The 18,921-nt window shown below is 44.2% G+C and carries 23 protein-coding genes; 11 read left to right on the top strand and 12 right to left on the bottom strand.

The features are described 5' to 3' along the window. Positions 1–411: 411 nt before the first annotated feature. Both BN6539_RS03680 and BN6539_RS03675 read left to right on the top strand, forming a co-directional pair. Positions 412–1,455, top strand: coding sequence for a zinc-dependent alcohol dehydrogenase (locus tag BN6539_RS03680; RefSeq protein ID WP_067534067.1), 1,044 nt, complete (start codon positions 412–414; stop codon positions 1,453–1,455). 212 nt (positions 1,456–1,667) lie between these two features. After that, positions 1,668–2,435 carry a Uma2 family endonuclease gene (locus BN6539_RS03675; RefSeq protein ID WP_067534066.1) on the top strand — a complete coding sequence of 256 codons (768 nt, stop codon included), beginning with the start codon at positions 1,668–1,670 and terminating at the stop codon, positions 2,433–2,435. A gap of 55 nt (positions 2,436–2,490) precedes the next feature. Here the strand turns inward: BN6539_RS03675 and BN6539_RS03670 are convergent, their stop codons facing one another. Next, positions 2,491–3,222, bottom strand: a complete 732-nt coding sequence (locus BN6539_RS03670; protein ID WP_207645075.1) for a LytR/AlgR family response regulator transcription factor — start codon at positions 3,220–3,222, stop codon at positions 2,491–2,493. Positions 3,223–3,386: 164 nt separating this feature from the next. Between BN6539_RS03670 and BN6539_RS03665 the strand changes: the two genes are divergently transcribed. Continuing rightward, the gene (locus BN6539_RS03665) at positions 3,387–4,346 is read left to right on the top strand and encodes a lysine exporter LysO family protein (RefSeq protein WP_067534062.1); all 960 of its coding nucleotides are present in this window, start codon (positions 3,387–3,389) and stop codon (positions 4,344–4,346) included. An 8-nt stretch (positions 4,347–4,354) separates the two neighbouring features. On the opposite strand, the gene BN6539_RS03660 is transcribed toward BN6539_RS03665, so the two are convergent. Continuing rightward, positions 4,355–5,242, bottom strand: coding sequence for a LysR family transcriptional regulator (locus BN6539_RS03660; protein ID WP_067534060.1), 888 nt, complete (start codon positions 5,240–5,242; stop codon positions 4,355–4,357). 158 nt (positions 5,243–5,400) lie between these two features. On the opposite strand from BN6539_RS03660, the gene BN6539_RS03655 reads away from it, so the two are divergent. From BN6539_RS03655 to BN6539_RS03640, 4 genes are all read left to right on the top strand, one after another. Beyond that, entirely contained in the window at positions 5,401–6,807 is a 1,407-nt protein-coding gene (locus tag BN6539_RS03655) for a hypothetical protein (RefSeq protein ID WP_067534053.1), read from the top strand. 14 nt (positions 6,808–6,821) lie between these two features. Then, positions 6,822–7,226, top strand: coding sequence for a VOC family protein (locus tag BN6539_RS03650; RefSeq protein WP_067534047.1), 405 nt, complete (start codon positions 6,822–6,824; stop codon positions 7,224–7,226). Positions 7,227–7,299: 73 nt separating this feature from the next. Continuing rightward, positions 7,300–8,607 carry an MFS transporter gene (locus BN6539_RS03645; protein ID WP_067534045.1) on the top strand — a complete coding sequence of 436 codons (1,308 nt, stop codon included), beginning with the start codon at positions 7,300–7,302 and terminating at the stop codon, positions 8,605–8,607. Positions 8,608–8,743: 136 nt separating this feature from the next. Then, complete coding sequence (locus tag BN6539_RS03640) at positions 8,744–9,292, top strand: ferredoxin domain-containing protein (protein ID WP_067534043.1); 549 nt, start codon at positions 8,744–8,746, stop codon at positions 9,290–9,292. Between the two features lie 457 nt (positions 9,293–9,749). Here the strand turns inward: BN6539_RS03640 and BN6539_RS03635 are convergent, their stop codons facing one another. From BN6539_RS03635 to BN6539_RS03600, 8 genes are all read right to left on the bottom strand, one after another. After that, on the bottom strand, positions 9,750–10,751 hold the full coding sequence (locus BN6539_RS03635; RefSeq protein WP_067534040.1) for a GGDEF domain-containing protein: 1,002 nt from the start codon (positions 10,749–10,751) through the stop codon (positions 9,750–9,752). Between the two features lie 196 nt (positions 10,752–10,947). Then, a complete protein-coding gene (locus BN6539_RS03630) occupies positions 10,948–11,550 on the bottom strand; it encodes a flavin reductase (protein WP_067534037.1) in 603 nt (200 codons plus the stop codon). Positions 11,551–11,562: 12 nt separating this feature from the next. After that, positions 11,563–11,727: a rubredoxin gene (gene rd, locus BN6539_RS03625; RefSeq protein ID WP_067534034.1), complete on the bottom strand. Its 165-nt coding sequence runs from the start codon at positions 11,725–11,727 to the stop codon at positions 11,563–11,565. After that, positions 11,724–12,905: a PucR family transcriptional regulator gene (locus BN6539_RS03620; RefSeq protein ID WP_067534031.1), complete on the bottom strand. Its 1,182-nt coding sequence runs from the start codon at positions 12,903–12,905 to the stop codon at positions 11,724–11,726. The genes rd and BN6539_RS03620 overlap by 4 nt, the downstream gene beginning before the upstream one ends. Before the next feature lie 16 nt (positions 12,906–12,921). Then, on the bottom strand, positions 12,922–13,851 hold the full coding sequence (gene cysK, locus BN6539_RS03615; protein ID WP_067534028.1) for a cysteine synthase A: 930 nt from the start codon (positions 13,849–13,851) through the stop codon (positions 12,922–12,924). Beyond that, complete coding sequence (locus tag BN6539_RS03610; RefSeq protein ID WP_067534025.1) at positions 13,841–14,485, bottom strand: phosphatase PAP2 family protein; 645 nt, start codon at positions 14,483–14,485, stop codon at positions 13,841–13,843. The genes cysK and BN6539_RS03610 overlap by 11 nt, the downstream gene beginning before the upstream one ends. Positions 14,486–14,509: 24 nt before the next feature. Beyond that, positions 14,510–14,821: a YbjQ family protein gene (locus BN6539_RS03605; RefSeq protein WP_067534022.1), complete on the bottom strand. Its 312-nt coding sequence runs from the start codon at positions 14,819–14,821 to the stop codon at positions 14,510–14,512. After that, complete coding sequence (locus BN6539_RS03600; protein ID WP_067534019.1) at positions 14,802–15,029, bottom strand: hypothetical protein; 228 nt, start codon at positions 15,027–15,029, stop codon at positions 14,802–14,804. Before BN6539_RS03600 ends, BN6539_RS03605 begins: the two co-directional genes overlap by 20 nt. Before the next feature lie 117 nt (positions 15,030–15,146). Here BN6539_RS03600 and BN6539_RS03595 point away from each other — a divergent pair, with 117 nt between their 5' ends. From BN6539_RS03595 to BN6539_RS03575, 4 genes are all read left to right on the top strand, one after another. Then, entirely contained in the window at positions 15,147–15,914 is a 768-nt protein-coding gene (locus BN6539_RS03595) for a lysophospholipid acyltransferase family protein (protein ID WP_082907343.1), read from the top strand. Between the two features lie 5 nt (positions 15,915–15,919). Further along, a complete protein-coding gene (gene trxA / locus BN6539_RS03590) occupies positions 15,920–16,231 on the top strand; it encodes a thioredoxin (protein ID WP_067534016.1) in 312 nt (103 codons plus the stop codon). A gap of 684 nt (positions 16,232–16,915) precedes the next feature. After that, positions 16,916–17,389, top strand: coding sequence for an RNA polymerase sigma factor (locus BN6539_RS03580; protein ID WP_067534011.1), 474 nt, complete (start codon positions 16,916–16,918; stop codon positions 17,387–17,389). Positions 17,390–17,399: 10 nt separating this feature from the next. Next, positions 17,400–18,029, top strand: a complete 630-nt coding sequence (locus BN6539_RS03575; protein ID WP_067534008.1) for a zf-HC2 domain-containing protein — start codon at positions 17,400–17,402, stop codon at positions 18,027–18,029. A 79-nt stretch (positions 18,030–18,108) separates the two neighbouring features. Here the strand turns inward: BN6539_RS03575 and BN6539_RS03570 are convergent, their stop codons facing one another. Both BN6539_RS03570 and BN6539_RS22085 read right to left on the bottom strand, forming a co-directional pair. Then, positions 18,109–18,669 (bottom strand): accessory gene regulator ArgB-like protein, encoded by a 561-nt coding sequence (locus BN6539_RS03570; protein WP_067534005.1) that lies wholly within the window; start codon positions 18,667–18,669, stop codon positions 18,109–18,111. Further along, complete coding sequence (locus tag BN6539_RS22085; RefSeq protein ID WP_082907342.1) at positions 18,662–18,808, bottom strand: cyclic lactone autoinducer peptide; 147 nt, start codon at positions 18,806–18,808, stop codon at positions 18,662–18,664. Before BN6539_RS22085 ends, BN6539_RS03570 begins: the two co-directional genes overlap by 8 nt. Positions 18,809–18,921 lie beyond the last annotated feature (113 nt).

Genomic DNA, 18,921 nt, shown 5'->3' with positions numbered 1-18,921 from the left:
CAAAAGACATATCCCCTATGTTTCAAAGAACGTACCTTGCGAAGCGTCGCCCCTAGCGGGCGGCATAAGTGCATTGGAAGCCCCGGCACAGCGACTGGTGAAGTCAGCGCTGATGCAGGTCTCATGCCAGAACGCCCCCGCTTTCGCTAGTTCGCGTTTACGGCTGGGCGAAGGGACCTCATGCACTCATTTTTTTAAATCGAACGTTCTATAATAGTAAACCCGTTTGATATACCAAAAGGATTCAAATCTAAGGAAAAATAAAATTACTTTTTTGTTATACTTCTCATTTGCTTTTCGATATCTTTGAAATTCCAATGTTTTCTTGCATTTTCCCAGGAAATATGAAACAATAAACACGAGGTATAAAGTTTCCAAACTGGTCCCAGAAATAAAATAGGAGATAATAAAATGAAAACAATATATGCACAGGCCTGCCCCGGCAGCGTCGTCTTACAAGAGAAAGAACTACCTGCTCCAGGTCCGGGACAATTGCTTTTAGAAGCCCAATACTCTACCATGAGCCCAGGCACAGAAAACGGACTTATGGGAGAACACATTGTTCCGCTGCCAACCAGCATTGGCTACAGTATGGCTGCAAAAGTCATTGAAACAGGTGAGGGCGTTACCGATTTCAAGCCCGGCGATAATGTGGTCACCACTGGCGAGCACGCCCAATACCTAATTATGGACCAATACAACTGTACCCCTGCGCCAAAGGGGATTGATATGGAGCAGGCCGCCTTTTTCAACCTGGGTCATACCGGCATGTATGCCCTCAGAAGGGCTAATCTGCAGCTGGGTGAGCCTGCCATTGTCATGGGTCAGGGCTTTGTCGGCGCAATTACCGCACAATGTGCTAAATGTGCCGGCGCGCTTCCTATCATTGTAACAGATTTAGATGAAGAAAGACTGGATATGGCAAGAAAAATGGGTGTCGACTTCGCCATCAACCCGGCCAAAGAACCAGAAAAGCTGGCTGAAGTCGTTAAATCCCTAGACAGAGGCGGCTGTCCTGTCATCTTTGAGGCCACCGGCTCCAGACAGCCTCTGGAACAGGCTTTCGAGCTGGTCAGCGAAAGGGGAAGGGTCGTCATGATCTCCCAGGTTCATGGGGAATCTATGCCTAACTATGACGATAATCTAATGCAGAAGGGCGCCAGCCTCATCGGCACTTATGTCAATTCCAAACCGTTTGCCCTCAAGCGTGCAGATTTGGTCATCAAAGGGGCTTGGCCGCCTATAATGAATGCCAACCTGCAAAGATATACTGGTACTGACATCTGGACTTGCGATGAAGATATCAGAGTCTTCTTGGATTTGATCCACTACGGCAAATTAAATATCCAGCCTTTAATTACGCACAGATTCAATTATACAGGTATTCCAGCCGCCTATGAGCACGTTTGGAATTTAGATCCGTCTCTTGTCGGCGGACTCATCAAATGGATATAACCAAAATTTAACCGTTTTTTTACAGTCTTCGGTTTTGTAGCGGGTCCCTTCATGGTATAATGAACACAACAATATTGACAGCGTTGCTGCAAGGAAGCGTTCATTGAATCATGACCTTCGATTCTATTTTCAAAGGTATCGTCATGGTATAATGAACACAACGATATTGACAGCGTTGCTGCAATGTAGTGGATGTTTAGGGGGGGTCTGTTATGAAAATCGAAAAAATGAGAGAGAAGAAGAGAGAATACGGGTATACATATGCACAGATTGCTGATTTATCCGGTGTTCCCCTTGGCACTGTTCAGAAGATTTTTAGTGGTGAAACCCAAAGCCCCCGGTATGACACTGTCATGGCGCTTGAACGAGTGTTTAAGGAGAAGATGGTAGTAATGGAATACACACCAGCCTATCAGGTGCGCAAGAAACCGGGAGAATATACCATCGATGATTACCGTGCGCTCCCAGAAGACCAGCGAGTTGAGCTGATTGATGGATATTTCTACGATATGGCGGCACCTACCACCTTCCATCAGTTGATGGCGGGAGAGCTATATCGGCAAATCGCCAACTTTATTGTAGACCAAGGCGGAGATTGTACGCCGTTTATCTCACCTGTGGATGTGCAACTGGACAATGACGAGAGGACCATGATTCAGCCGGATGTAATCATTATCTGTGATGCAGAGCAAATTATAAGGCGTAACATTGTCGGCGCACCGGATTTCGTTTTGGAGGTTATTTCTCCGGGAACGAAACGGAGAGATCACGTCATCAAGCTTGCCAAATACGCGGCTGCCGAGGTGAGGGAATACTGGATTGTAGATCCTTATCAAGGGCGAGTCATCGTATATTTCTTCGAAAGCGAGACTGGACCCACAATCTACCCGATTAACGCTGACATCCCTGTCAATATCTATGACGGGGAACTGGTGTTGAAATTTCAACGTATAGCAAAATGGGCTAAAGATGAATTATAAAATTAGAAAGGGATTTCCCATGCAAATATGCTAGGAAATCCCTTTTGTATTTCTGTCACGCAAAAGGCAATATGTCTTTCAGATAGACTCTGCTCGCAGGACAGGTTTGATTGGTCCCTTTAAGATGAAGATACCAGATTCTCGAATCATGGCGTTCAACAAAATCTATGTTTTTAATGTTGACTGCAAAAAACCTGTGACATCTGATTACATCATCCGAACAGATTTCTTCCAGAACCCTTATGAGGCTGGTTCTCTTAACAATATACTTTCCCTGCAGCGTATAGATCGAGCAGGTCTTATTCTGAATTTCCAAGTACAAAATACTTTTCAAAGGCACCTTTTCAATTCCTCCAGACCCCTTTAAATCCAAACACCGCCTGGATTCCTCGTTTTGCCGCTGCCTGTCAGCAATGGCGTCCAGATAGAGACTTACTTTTGCTTGTATATCTATCTTGTCTAAAGGCAGAGACAGGTAATTGCATCTTTTATATGCCTGAAAGGTTGCGAGGGGCGGAAATCCGATTAAATTATAGCTCTCTTCCGTTATAAACAATATTGGCGTTTGCTTGTAAATGTGGTACTGACGAATCATCTTCTCCATGATATAGCCGCTTCTTTTTCCCAGCCTCACCCCCAGTATAAAGAGATCGAAGGTAATCTCTCTTCGCGTAATGATCGTTTTGGCCTCCTCTGGATCGACAGTGGAGATCAAACAGAGCGAATCTTCAACACATCTGCAGATACTGTCCGAAAGTACAGCAATATCCTTTTTTTCTTTACACAAGATGAGAATATGAATCATGAATACCCTTTCTGACTTATCAATTCCAAAAGCACTTTCTTTTCGAGTGCATTTTCTGCATCTGAGGGTCAGCTTGTTGAAGCGAAGTCACTTTTCAAATACTATTACTGTATAATCTTGCGATTCAGATGAAGAAGGAGGAAATTATGACAATTTTACCTTTTATTTGCCTCGGTATGGGAATTATCTGCGGTCTTTTTGTCACCGCTCCCAAATTTACGTCCGCATCAGAAAAAGTTTCCACTGTCGCGCTAATCTTTCTAATGCTGTCCATCGGCGTAGGAATCGGATTAGATCAATCTGTCATAAGGCAATTCGGCACCATCGGTATCCATTGCGTGGTCATTGCCTTATGTGCCATTGGCGGCAGCGTACTCTTTACTGTTCTATGTGAAAAGACAGTTTTGCCTTTAGATCATCTCGACAAACAACTCAGCGAGAAAAATCTGACCCTTAGCAGTGCCGCCGGACAAGAGGAAACGGAGAAAAAAAGCACCAGTCATCTCGTCTGGATCATGCCCTGCAGCATCCTTGCAGGTCTTTTTGCTGGCATTTTCTTCCGTTCTTATCTAAATTCAGATATAATGGATACTATTTTTACTATTTCCCTAATCGTCTTATACGTCTGCGTCGGTATCTCCCAAGGAGCTAACAGAGAAGTCTTCCGATTTGTAAAACGCCTGGGTTTTAGAATCATCTGGTTATCAGCAGCAATTCTGCTGGGCAGTATTCTGGGAGGAATCATCGCTGGTATCCTTTTAAGACTGCCTCTCTATGTATCGGTAATCTCAGCAAGTGGTATGAGCTTTTACAGCATCACTGGAGCTTATATGACACAGGCTTATGGATTGGAAATAGGCACCTACGGTTTTATCGTCAACGTACTGAGAGAGTTTTTTACAGTCCTGCTGATGCCCCTGCTCATAAAGATCAGCTTAGGCAGTCCGATAGCAGGCGGTGCTGCAGGCAATATGGATACGATGCTGGCTCCCGTCACTAAATTCGTCGGCGTGCGTCTTGGTCTGGTGACCCTGATTACGGGCACCATATTGACCTTGCTCGTTCCCATCGTCCTGCCCGCTGTCGCTTATCTTTTCCATCTATAACAGAAAAGTTATTTTTCCTGATTAAACATGAAGATCATCTCGCTGACCAACGCGCCGATTGCCGGATTCAGATTGCCTTCTTTCCAGGCCAGAATCACATCGTTAGACACGCCTAAATCGATAGACAGAAAGTCTTTTCCGGCTGACTGTAATGCCCACTCGTCGATAATCGCAATACCAAAACCATTCTGTACATTAAGCAGCATGGACTCTATGTTATCTACCTTTACCTGGGTCGGCACAAAACCGAAAGGTTTGCAAAAACGCTTGTTATTGACTTCTGCCAGTTTGGTCTCTTCCGTAGTCGGCACAAATAGCTTTTCTTCTTTAAAATCGACAGGCGTCAGACCTTCCTGCCCAGCATACTTGTGATGGACAGAATAAATCATCTTCAGTGGTACAGTGGTGATCGTCTTGGTCATAATATCCGGATAGTCATCTGTATTGCCCTCTAAGGAGAGGATGACATCGACTTTGTCTGAACCCAGCGCCTTCAACTGGCCTCGAAAGCCATAACTGCTCAAAGCGATATCCACATTCTGAAATCTCTTTTTAAAGTTCTGCAGTGCCATAGGTATGGCCTCCACGTTTTTCCACCCATCCAAACAAGCCAATCTGACACTGCCGATCTGCGCATTGGTCAAACGGTAGGCCTGTTCCTTTGCCCTGGCCAAATTCTGTCTGTACTCAGAGAAGAAATCGTAAAAGAGGCCTCCCGCCGGAGTCAGCTGCGTCGTCTTCTTGCTCCGATCAAAAAGGGCGAATCCCAATTCCTTTTCCAAATGTGAAATATGTCTGCTGATGGCAGGCTGCGATACATACATCTCTTCTGCGGTTTTGGTAAAGCTCAAATTCCTCGCTACGGCCAAGAAATAATCGATCTGTAAATCATTCATCTCTGTCCCTCCATCCCAAACATCAAAATTTTCTGAATAATACTTTTTTAGTTATAATAATTATACCAAATTATCGATTTTACACAAGGCTCAGAATCTAGTATATTTAAGGTAACAAAGGAACCAGTTGGAAACGGTTTATTATATAAGGAGATAACATGAATAAGACAATAAAAGGAATGCGCATGGAGAAGCCTGCAAGGAAAGAATCCAGCAACATGTTGATGATGACAAATATCATCAAAGGCGTCAATGCAGTTCTTAATCCGGGTAAACCCGAGATAAACTGGTTTGCCCCCGACCCAGAGGCCAAGGCTGCCATTCACATCAGAGACGGCAGAATTGATAAGAGCCTTTCTAACAGCAAAGCATTATACGGCGGAACCATAGACGATCAAAATCTGAAGAATGTCAAAGTCGTTGCTTACGACGGCCGGGACGGAGGCATCTATGCGGAAGGCCCCGGCAGTAAGGTTACCGTGGACGGCGCATATATCAGTACCGCTGGAAACGGCAGCGGTATTGGCGGCCCCTCAAGCGGCGCAGCAGTAAAGCGCGGCGCCAGCATGACCCTTAAAAACGCCGTTATCAACACCAGCGGCAGAACTAGATACTCCACTGCCGCAGAAGAAAACGCAACACTGCGGGTTTACAATTCTGTCATCTGGTCCCACGGCATGCCTTTCGGTGATGAGATTCCTGAGCCGAAAGAACTGATGTCCACACCGCCGCCGGCACTGGAAATCAAGGGCAATACTCGTACTCACTGTACGATGAGCAATTCACAGTCCTATTTTTACAATACAAAAATCATCTGCGACGGCTGGGCGGCTCTTTCAACGGAAAGCTCAGAAGGGTTTGTCTATTTAGAGGCCAACGACTGTGATATCATCTGCACCAAAAGCGGCTACGGCGCTTATTCAGACCCGGGCTGCCACGATGTATTCAACAACTGTTACATCGACACCAGTTGTATGATGGGCATCGTTGCCGGAAACAGTGATATGACCTTTAACAACTGTAAGGCAGAATGCGGCACCTATTTTGGTCTAATGCACTGCGTCAACGGCTGGCAGGAAGAAGTCGCAGAAATGATAATCAACGGCGGCGAAATCCACACAGCAGCAGAAGCATTTTTAATCAAGAGTCACAACGCATTGATCGACTTAAAGAACACTAATATTCAATCCGACAAAGGCATCCTTGTCAAAACAATCATTAACGACGACCCATGTACAACCAAAGTGACCGAAGACGTCTACGGCGTCAATGTCAGAATGAAAGACATGGAAATCGAAGGTGACTTGATTCATGAAGACAGCGAGAGAACGATGTGGGTTGAATTAACCTCCACATTGATAAAAGGCAAGATGGAAAACGTAACTCTCGCTATGAATACGGGCAGCAAGTGGGTTGCCACAGCCGACTCAGCCATTACTTTGATTACAGATATCAATACAGCACAAATAGATGCGCCAGAAGGTGTGACCATTACGGCCATCGCCTCAGAGACGGCGGAATATACCCTTGCCAGCGGCGGTAAATTTGTCGTGACAGAAAAATAGGCGGAGGCAGGAACATGGCAGAAATTATAAAAGCATTACATACAGGAATCAGCGTTCTCAATATGGATGAGGCGCTGAATTGGTACCAAGAGAACCTGGACTTTTCCCTGGTTAGTGACAACTATGCGGAACCTCTTCACGCGAGAATCTGCTTCATTAAAAAAGGAGATTATCAGATTGAATTGTTTCAGTATGATTTCCCGACCCCCCTGCCAGACAGCAGGAGGATGCCCAACGACGATCTTCAGACTGTAGGCACCAAACACGTCGCCTTCGAAGTCGACAATATGGCAGAAATGAAAGAACGTCTGCTAAAGAATCACGTGGATATTGCTCATGAAGTCATGATGGAAGGAAACAACGTCATGTTCATCCGGGATAATTCCGGCGTCCTCATCGAGCTGATCCAGAACAATTAACCTTTGATTATATTAAGAAGCGCTTCAATATATATTTGCTATTATTTACCTTATTTTGAGAGGAGAAATCAAAATGTTACAGAATAAGAAATTCGCAAAGTATGCGATCCTGTTCATGATACTGGGTATCGTCTACATGTTCATGTACTCCGGTCTGCAAAATGACCACATCAACATTATTAAAACGTTCAGCGCATGGGACAGCAACAAGACTATGTCGCCATTAACTGCAGGAAACTTTGCCTGCATCGTACTGACCTTTATCTACGGCACCTTCTTTATCAAGTTCGGCGTCAGAAAAACCTTGATGCCGTGCTTTATCCTGGCAGCAGCAGGCTGCGTAGGAATTGCCATGGCTAACGGTTTAACCGCCTTTGGCGGAGAAGGCAATTATACGCTTTACGCAATCTCCATGTTTGTCGTCAGATGCACCTGCATGATTTTCCAGATGGGCGGCTTTATGCTCTGTGCCAACTGGTTTATCAGATACCGCGGCCGCGTCATGGGGATCATCACAGTAGGTTCTCCTTTATTTTCCGTCATCGGCACCTCCGTTATGACTACATTTATTCAGAACAACCTGGGCGGTGACTACAGACCGTTTTACATCGGCATCGCCGTCATCATCATTGCTATGGCGCTCGTTACCTGGTTCGGTCTCAAGGATACGCCTGAAGAAGCAGGCCTCTATCCTGACGGAGCAGATCAGCCGCCTAAATCAGAATCAGAAGTCGAAGAAGTACAGCTTACAGTCAGCCAGGTACTGTCATCAGTAAAGGGCTGGAAACTGATCATCGCATTCGGTGCATTTACCTTTATTATCAATGCCTGCATGGGTTCCATGGCCGCCCGCTATATGAGCCTTGGCATGGATGAAAGCGGCCCATATGTATGGTTTGCAGCACTAAAATGGTTATCTGTCGGTGCAATTCTGGGAATACCAATGTCCTACGTCTTCGGCTGGCTGGACGACAAATTGGGATCTGTCAAGACCTCCATTATCCTGGGGCTCTGTGAACTGCTTCCGGTGCTGGGTCTGATGTTACAGCCAGAAGGCGGCAGTGTTCCTCTCATGGTTATGTGGGGCTTTGGCGTAGCCTGCATGACTGGCGGGGTTCCAACTATGCATCCTTGTATCACAGCGTACTGCTACGGCCGAAGAGAATATCAGTCAGCTAACCGAATCATCATGGCGATTCAGTTGATTCCATCAGCCTTTGCCGGTCAAATGATGGCTGGCTTCATTGAAAGCGGTCATGCCAATACCGGTTACATCATCCTTCTCGCCGTCGTTGCAGTTGGCGTTATTGCAACAGTTTCCATGCTGAATATGAAAGATGCAAATGCGGCGGACCGTGATTATGGCGGTAAAGCAGCTTAATCAAATGCGGCTTCAATATCTAAACTTAATATAACGAGAAAGGCTGTTCCTCTAACGGGAGAACAGTCTTTTGCGTCTTTCTAAGCCGCTAACAATATGATACAATATTGCCATACATAAAAGGAGGAACTGAATTATGATAAAAATCATGGAAGACGCAGAACGAGATGCCGCCTTACAGGTTGCGGACCTGATGGCAGCTGCAGCGAGAACTGCGCCAAAGGGCAGCGGTAAAGATAAGATTATCACTGTTATTTTGACAGGAGAAGACAAGGATCTACTGGTACAGAAAATGCATGAAGCGGCGAAAGAGTATCAGGAAGAATTTATTGAAAGAGACGCTATTAACGTAGAGAATAGCCACTGCATCGTCCTGATCGGGGTGACTTCCGAACCCTTCGGTCTGAACAACTGCAGTATGTGCGGCTTTAAAAACTGCAGCGAGATGAAAAAGGCAGGGGCGAACTGCGCATTTAATGTGACGGATCTAGGTATAGCTGTCGGTTCAGCGGTATCCGTCGCTGCCAACCATAGAATTGATAATCGAGTCATGTACTCCGCTGGCAGAGGCGCTGTCAGAATGGACATTTTTCCAGAAGACGTCAGAGTCTGTTACGGTATCCCTCTATATACCGGCGCCAAGAGCATCTATTTTGACAGAGGTCCCGGAGCTGTTCTGAAATAAGGTACCTGCGAAAAAGGTTCTGAGCCTTAAAAACGATAAATAAAAAAAGAATAAGCGACGTTTGGGAAACATTTCTGTGTATGTGTGTGTGTTTTGGATTTTTTTAATGGATTAATTAAGTGTAGGATTTTATTTTATTTTTCGGACTCTATTATGGGTAGAAACAATTTCCCAAACGTTTCTTATTTCTCTATAATGATTATATTTTAGCAAAAACGAATAATTATGTCTTTGTAATATTTTATAAATTTTGGGAAAATTCTTTGTTTTTTATACAAAAACAGGTTTTATCTGTTGGACAAGACCTGTTTTTTACATAATAACTGTTATTTTTTTATCAATTCATTCTAAAAACTTTTTGTATTTCCTCTGCTCTTACACATTTCTAACGCTTTACATTTACAGGATACGTATACATGTTGTATATTTTATCCAAAACTGAGAAGAAAAATTGAATTTATGCGTTCTCCTGCCGCACGGTAATTGCCGGTCTTACAGGCGTTAACGGATAGCAATGGTGGAGCAGCAGGTCCTCTGTTCCGCGCTTTTGGTCTTTGTAAAAAGCGGTCTCAATTCTTTCGGCAATCATCTCGGCCAATTCACATGTGACGTCAGAGACCATGACCAAAAACTGCCCACTGCTGTACTGTGTGAAGACGTCTGCTGAGCGCAGGCATCCTTGTATTCTATCTTTTAGATATCCCATACCAGCTTCACGGTCGGCCAAAGACGTCAAATCCCCTTCACCATTTGTCAATGTGAAGAGAATGATATAAACATTGCTTTTCGTTCTGTGTAATCTTCGTTCCATAAAACGGTAAATGCCCTTAAACGTCTCATAGTCCTGGCAGTAAGCGCCTTTAATTAAGTCGTGTTCAGAGAGTTCTTCTCTGATCTGCTTGATATCCATCTCGATTCCGTTGTTGGCCGGGCAGCTTTTTTCCGTTTCTCCTTCGTCCCATTTTTGTTTTGCTGTCAGCAAAATTCGATCTGCACGTTCAAAAACACTCTGGTAATTGTCATTCTCCTCAGCTACTGCCCATCCTGCCGAGACAGATAACATGACAGCGTCATCAGGCAAAGAAATCGATGCAAGGCGGTTTTTAATCTGCTGGCTCCGTTCTTGAGCAAAATGGCTGTCTCTGTTTACAGGCATGAAAATAACAAATTCGTCGCCGCCGATTCGGGCGACAATGTCTCGCGGCAACACCATAACACGCAAAATCCTCGCAATTTCCTGCAGGGTATGATCGCCAGTAATATGACCGCAGCGGGTATTGACTTGTCTAAAGTAGTCCACGTCAAATACCAGCATAATGCCTGTCCCGGTCTTTGCCAATGACTGGTTAACCCTTTTCTCCACCGCACCGCGATTATACAAACCTGTCAGCCAGTCTGTCTCAGCAATACGGCTCAATCGTTCATTTTCTGCTTTTAATTTCGCAATGTCTTCTCTCATTTTCTATCACGCTCCAGATCACTTAAACCAATACTCTATTTACCTTTTCAAGTATAGCAAGTTTTCATTCTAAAAACAAGAAACGTGTAGAAAAAACGTGAAAATGACGAAATCAAGGATTTCTTTTTCTTATATTATAAAAAGAGTGGTTAGATTCATCAACCTTTCCACTCTTTTCCCTACGATATTAATACGTTTAGCCTATCGGTTCAAAATCCTCAACGCCGTGTTTACAGATCGGACAGATGAAATCAGATGGCAAATCTTCCCCTTCGTATACATATCCGCATATTTTACAGACCCAGCCTTTTGCCTTTGGATGCTCTTCCGGCTTCGGTTTGATATGATCGAAATAATACTGATATGTCACAGATGGAACGTCAGAAAGAACCTGCTCTTCTGTTACTTCACCTACAAATAGCAGATGAGACCCCAAATCCAAAGTCTGATTTACCTTGACGGAGACCATAGCGTTGACCGCCTTTGTCAGATACAAAATTCCATTCTTTCCTCTTTTTGCATCCTGAAAGTCCTGAAACTTATCTACGTCTCGTCCGCACTGAAAGCCAAAGTGCTGAAACAGGTTAAAATCGGCTTCCTCCGTCAAAAACGACAGCGTAAAGTGACCCGTCTTTTCTATCATTTCACAGGTATAATTGGCTTTGTTTACACAGACAGACACCTGTTTCGGCTTGTCGGCGGCTTGTATTGCAGTATTGATAATGCAGCCATTATCCTTTGCTCCATCCTTTGCTGTCAGAACAAAAAGTCCATAACTGAACTTATGCATTGCATTCATAGACACACCTCGTTACTCTGCCTTTTCTTCAAAGACTTCTTTTCCAAGTGCGCAGAGAGGGCATACCCAATCTTCCGGCAGATCCTCAAATGCCGTTCCCGGTTCGATTCCATTATCTGGATCCCCTACTTTCGGATCGTACTCATATCCACACGCTCCACATACATATACTTTCATTTCTCTTCCTCCTGTTTTTTTATCTTATTTAATAATAAATATACTTTAATTGCTGCAGCAAGATTCTGATAGAACTCTTTTTCGTTAGTCAGAGGATCTACTTTCTCCTGCAATTTGCCAATTCGATATCTTATCGTGTTTTTATGACAAAAAAGCCTTTCTGCAGCTTTGATCGTATCGCCCTTTGCGAGAACATATTCGATTGCAGTCTGGAGCAAATCACCGTCTTTGTCTTCCTCTTCAAAGATCGGCGCCAGATACTCCCGCATGTATTCTTCGGTTCCCTTAGAATTAATATGGGTTACGATTAGCTTGTATATACCCAAATTTTTATAATGTTTAACATTTTCATTTTCAATTTCTGCCACTTTTTCTGACCAATAGGCTTCTCGAATATTTAATTCAAAACGATCATCTATATTCCTAGGTTGGCTGATTCCTATCGTAAGATCGTTTCCCGACAAACCATATGCCACCAGCAAATCATCAAAAATCGCCCGATATCTGGCGGGGTTCATTTCGTCATGGGAAAGCAGGATTATAAATTGGTCTTTCAGCTTTCCTACAAAGGTTTTGCCGCGAAGCCTCTCGTCCGGTTTGCTGCGCCGAATGACCTGCATCACCTGACATTCATCCATGTCCTTTACTTTGACGCACAGGGCTACCACAACTGGACGCAGCAGAGGATTGATCCGATCTCTGGCGGCATCCGCTTCTTCTTTCGTAAACTCTCTGTCGAGCATTTCCTGCAGTAAAGGCTCGATAAAACCGAGTGCCTTGTCTTTTTCGATTAAACCGCGAATACTGAAAATAATTTCTTCAAAAAATTCGTCGTCTCCGAACTCCAGGATAGGAAAATTCATTTTTTCCGCATACTCCAGAGCTTCTCTTGGCAGTTCACTAAAAAAGACCGGTTTATATGCAAAAGCGTGCACATTGAGGCACACCAGTTTTTTAATCGCCTCAAAGATCAGCTCCGGCCGGTCTTTGGCAAACAGCAGGCTGGATAGGACGAGGCTGTTGCCGTCAAAAGTGCGCGTCCGGTAGCCCTCTTGGACGAATTCAAAATCCAGAATTTCTGTAGCGGTGATGGTCTTTGTCAGTCCCCCGCCGCCTGCAATTACTTTGAAATTCTTCATGATATCCAGTCCCAACAGGTCTTTTACTGTAACTGCCATATTCCCTCCTTACTCTTTATGATTCATCAAAGAGAACTGTCGATAAATAGCGCTCCCCTGAATCAGGTAATACTGCGACAATGTTTTTGCCCCTATTTTCTGGTCTCTTTGATAACTGAACAGCCGCCCAAAGGGCTGCTCCTGAGGTAATGCCAGCTAAATAGCCTTCTTCTCTCGCCAGTTTTCTGGCCAAATCATAGGCATCCTCCTCGAGAACCGTCATTATTTCATCGATGATGTCTCTCTCCAGCAATGCAGGAACAAAATTAGCGCCGATGCCCTGAAGATTATGAGCTCCGGTTTTTCCCTCTGATAAAAGGGGAGAGTTCCTCGGTTCCACTGCGACAATCTGTACATTCTGATTCTTCCCCTTAAGGAATTTACCTGTACCAGTAATGGTGCCTCCGGTGCCGACACCGGCTACCAGGATATCCACCTTGCCGTCGAGATCATTCCAGATTTCTGGGCCCGTCGTTTCGATATGGGATAACGCATTGGCAAAATTGACAAACTGCCCCGCTATGATGCTGTCGGGAATCTCCTTTTGCAATTCTTCCGCTTTCTCTACAGACCCCTGCATCCCTTTTTTCCCTTCCGTAAGAACCAGTTCCGCGCCATACGCCGCCAGCAATTTCCTTCTTTCAATACTCATGGTATCAGGCAGTACAAAGATTGCTTTGTACCCCTTTGCCGCCGCGATAGCCGCTAATCCGATCCCTGTATTGCCGCTGGTCGGCTCAATAATGGTACCGCCTTCCTTGAGAAGCCCTTTTTCTTCTGCGTCTTTCACCATCCACAAGGCAGCCCTGTCTTTAATGCTGCCGGCCGGATTCATGGCTTCCAACTTTCCATAAATAGCCGCCCCCGCCGTCAGGGATGCCTCTATTTTGGAAAGCCGCATCAAGGGCGTTTTCCCTATGGCCTCTGTAACTGAATTAATTATCATATTCTCTACCTCTTATTTGCTCTATTATAATAATTGCTGCGGTCAACACCGCGATGCCCAGACTCCAGCCGCCCAGGATATCGGTAGGATAGTGTACCCCTACATAGACCCTGCTGCAGCCGATTGCCAAAATCAGCAGACTGAGCAGTACTGTAATCAAGTTAGCTGCCATCCTATTCCTGCAATAACGCCTAGTCAAATAAATTAAAATCCCGTAAATCACGATACAGTTCATAGAATGTCCGCTGGGAAAGGAATAACCGCCCTCTTTGATAATTCGCACAGAAAGATCTGGTCTCGGTCTCTGAAAAATCGACTTCGCTACTTTGTAGATTATAGTGGAGGACGCCGCCGTGATGGCAAAAGGCAGGCCGATTTTCTGCCTGGTCCCCGGATGGACCAGTAAAACAAAACCGAGAGTGACAATGGTCTGCCAGTTGCCCAGATATGTGATTCCAATCAAAATCTTATTCAGCACCGGAGATCTCTGGGCGTATGCCCATTCTCTAATTACAGTATCAAATGTCAGCACATCGTAGCTAGAAATGGTGTATGCAATATAGGCGAAGCATATCAATGCTCCGCCTATGATAATGGACCGTAAAATAAATTTTTCTCTGTCAATTCTCTCCATCAAATTTCCCCTTTTGATTTCGTTTTATTTGAATTTTACTGCGGTTCCATAAGCGATGACTTCTGCAGCCCCCTGCATGATAGCCGACGAGGCAAATTTTACGTTGACGACAGCATCTGCACCTAGGCTTTCTGCTTCATCCACCATTCTCTTCGTCGCAATCTGTCTCGCTTCCTGCAGCATTTCCGTATAGCCCTTCAATTCTCCTCCCACCAGAGTCTTAAAACCAGCACCGATATCTTTCCCTAAGTTCTTGGACTGTACCACATTTCCTTTTACCATGCCCAGTACATCAAATTCCTGCCCTGGGATATAATCAATATTTACTAGCTTCATCTTCTTCGCCTCCTTTAATCTCATTGAGTCTTTCAATTAACATATATACTGTGAGAGCTGCCGCTCCAATGGGAATAAAAAGCAAAAGCATGAAGCAGATAGCAGGCATGCCTTCAAAGAGCGCAAATACAAAACCAATTCCCATCAGCAGAAAATATATGACAGCCAATATTGTAATGATAATTGGAGCAATATATCTCTTATCCATCGCTTTCTCCTCTCATCCGCCATTAATGCTAATATTATACTCTTTTTGAGTAGATATTTCCACCAATTTTATGTTATATTAATAGAGAGCAGAATTCTATCTGGGAGGTATACGAATTTGAAATTATTTAGAAACATTCCCAACGGTATCCGGCTATTCAGGTCCGTAGGTATATTTAATAAGCATATGAAAGATATCGCTGCAGCAAGAGAGGCAGGGGATAACGAAAAAGAGCGTGAACTAATCGCATATTGGACTGCTCTGTGGGTAGACAGGGTCATCGATATTTTCGATCTGACCGTCAACATCAGCGGCAAAGAAAATGTCCCGGATAATGGTCCGTGTGTGTTTATTTCCAATCACGAAGGGTATGGAGATATAGTAGTATTATTTAAGGCATTGGAAGGACGGCAGATCGGCTTTATTGCGAAAGACGCATTGGAGAACGTTCCTTACTTCGGCAAATGGATCAAGGCAATCAGAGGCGTCTTTATCAAAAGAGGCAATACAAGAGAAGCGCTCAAGTCCATACAGGCTGGAGTGGATACACTGAAAGATGGTTTTTCACTGGTCATATTTCCTGAAGGGACCAGAAGTCGCGGACCTCGAATGGCTGAGTTTAAAGCCGGAAGCTTTAAACTGGCTACAAAAGCGAAGGTTCCTATTGTCCCGATTACCATCAACGGCTCCTACGATCTCTTTGAAACGAGAAGCATCATCACTGGCGGCGCCGTCATCGACGTTGTAATCCATCCGGCAATCGATACCGCGTCCTTGGACAGACATCAGATTGCGAATATAACTCACGAAGTTGATAATACTATTAGGACAACACTAACGCAGCTAATTGAAAAAAGAGAAGCGGCTGCAAAGGAAAAGGAGTAGAGAATATGATTATTAACTTAACAAAAGACACTTTCCAGAAGGAAGTTTTAGAATCCGATGTTCCCGTATTAGTAGATTTTTGGGCGCCGTGGTGCGGACACTGCATCAATCTGGCTCCCACCATCGACCAGATTGCCGAAGAGTACGATGGCAAAGTAAAGGTATGCAAGCTCAACACCGACGACGAGCAGGAAATCGCACTGCAGTACGGTATCATGAGTCTCCCGACCGTTGCCAAATTTGAAAATGGTGAAATCAAAGCAAAAACTATGGGTGCGCTTCCAAAGGCTGCACTGATTGCTCAGCTAGGACTTTAAGAGTTGTATGAGCAGGCCGTTACACACGGCCTGTTTTTTTGCGGCCTGGAAAAGAGTGGCGGCAAACCCGGTCCCAAGTTCGAGATCAGGTCACAGGCCATTCTAGGCGGCAGGTCGTTATGCAGATTCTTCCCTTTTTGCCGTTTCTGTTAAGCAAATTAGCCCTGCACTGCATGCTATGCATAACCGGGGCGCTTTTGGCGGCAGGTTGTTACGCAGATTCTTCCCTTTTGCCGTTTCTGTTAAGCAAATTAGCCCTGTACTACATACTCTGCATAACCGGGGCGCTTTTGACGGCAGGTTGTTACGCAGATTCTTCCCTTTTTGCCGTTTCTGTTAAGCAAATTAGCCCTGCACTGCATGCTATGCATAACCGGGGCGCTTTTGGTTGGCGAAAAAAAGCAGGCAGTTCAGAGCCGAGGACCTGATGCCAAAAAACAGAGTCCTGCCCTCTCGAACGTAAGCTTTATTTATTCAAAGATAAATACCTCATATCAGGCACGGGATAAGGCCATAAAGAGAACAGGATATTCCAGAGCATGTCCGGAAAAACTGCTTCGCTATGAAGTCTAACCAATGGGGGAATTCAGATTGTCCGCTGAAGCGCAAATAAACTTTTACATTTCTCTGTAACGAAACCTTTCCTTTGACGATATATGGGTAAAGCAGAAAAGAGGTGATAACATGTTAGACATGGACGTCGTATACAACGACTACGCACAGACTGTATTCAAATTCCTAATGACGCTGTGTCACGATGAGCATACTGCTGAGGAACTGACCCAGGAGACTTTTTATCAAGCTGTAAGATGTGCCGGGAAATTTAACGGAACATGCAAAGTCTCCACCTGGCTCTGCCAAATTGCAAAGCACCTTTGGTACCAGGAGCTGGATAAACGAAAGCGCTGTGAAGCATCGCAGCTGACAGAAAGTATCGTTTCAGAAGAGGGGTCGCCAGAAAGTGCAGCATGCCTAAGAGACGACAAGATGGAATTATTCCGCAAGGTCCATGTTCTATCAGAAGCTGAAAAAGAAATTGTTCTGCTTAGGCTAACTGGGGCTTTTTCTTTTAGAGAGATTGGAGACATCTTTGAAAAAAGCGAAAATTGGGCGCGTGTAACTTTTTACCGAGCAAAACAGAAAATCACGAAAGGATAGGTGAATAGAGATGAAGTGTGAAATAATTAGAGACCTACTGCCAAGTTACATTGAAGGACTGACAAGCGAGGAAAGTAATCAGAGCATTGAGGACCATTTAAAGACTTGCCCTAAATGTAAAAAATATTTTGAAGAAATGCAGGCCAGCATTACTGCGCCAGAAATTGACGCTGCAAGCAAAGCAGAAATTCAGCCTTTTAAGAAACTGAAAAAGAAAACCTGGAGAGCCATTGGTGTTACAGTGATCATCTGCGCCCTGGTCTTCGGAGGCGTCACTTATTACTACAATCACGGATGGATTCCATCGTCTGAAGACGTCAACATGACCTGTGAGAAAGTAGGCGATGTCGTAACCCTGAGTTTTTATAATAAAGATAAAAACGTCACTATGACTGCTTATTTAGACTATTCTACAAAAGACGGCTCAGAACAGATCACCTTAAATGCACGGCATGCCAACCCATTTAAAAAATCTATGAGGCAGGGAGCATATTACGGCTATACATTCATCGACGACAGCATCGTATATAATGAAGACGGCAGCAAACGTAAGCTGACAGACGAGGACATCCTTGTCATTAAATACAAAGACAAGGATGTAAAGATCAAAATTAAAGACTTAGCGGATGGAAAATTGTAAACAATATAAAACTGTCGCTGCAACATCTATTTCATCGTTGCAGCGACAGTCTATTCAAATATCCACACACTTAACACATTTACACTTTTTGTCGATTACAGATCATCATAACGCTAAGAAACATCAACGCAATTCCTATCGTAATCAGTATTTCCCCCATACTAGTTATCGCCGCCACGAAAGAAAGCATAATAAAAACAATAACCCTTTTTCCTACTTTTCTTTTATAAACCTTCTTTTCATTTTCTGACAGCGGTTTATTCTTATGTCCAGACGGCGCCATAAAATAAATAAGTCCACTCATTAAAATAATGCCGATCAGGGCTATCGTCTCAGGAACATTTGTTACGCGAATCAGCATCAATGCTGCGATTACCATGCCAAAAGACAAGATATAGCATCTAAGCTGTGTCGACGCATGATATCCCCCTGCATAAACCCGCAGGGACATATAGACCACGAGAAAAACGATGGTCTCCATCAACATCCCAAAGGCGGCACCAATTCCAAGCATAATTGAGTAGGTAAAAATCTGCGAAAACAACTCTTTTATTCCAAATAAATATATTTCCCTATCTTCCGCAGAAATAATACCCTCTTTAATCATACCGCCTAACAGTCGTTCTGAAATATTAGTCATGTTTCTTTAGCTTGTCCGCATCTTTAGGCATCTGCGGTTGATACATAATGTTCCTGCAGGTTGAATTCACACTGAACTTCGTCATCAACTTGGCTTCCTTCGCAAGCATTTCGATGGATTTTCTTTTTAACACGTTCATTCTGTCACCTCTTCCTTAAGTATATCTGTAAATATTATTATACATATTATGGATTGCTGTGCGAAGGATTGTAACCAACGCTATGCTATTTTGTAACCAAATAGGAAAACTAC

It is taken from the genome of Emergencia timonensis (assembly GCF_900086585.1).
In the GTDB taxonomy this organism is placed as follows: domain Bacteria; phylum Bacillota; class Clostridia; order Peptostreptococcales; family Anaerovoracaceae; genus Senimuribacter; species Senimuribacter timonensis.
The sequence above is the reverse complement of the archived record's forward strand: the minus strand, read 5'-3'. Positions and strand labels throughout refer to the sequence as shown.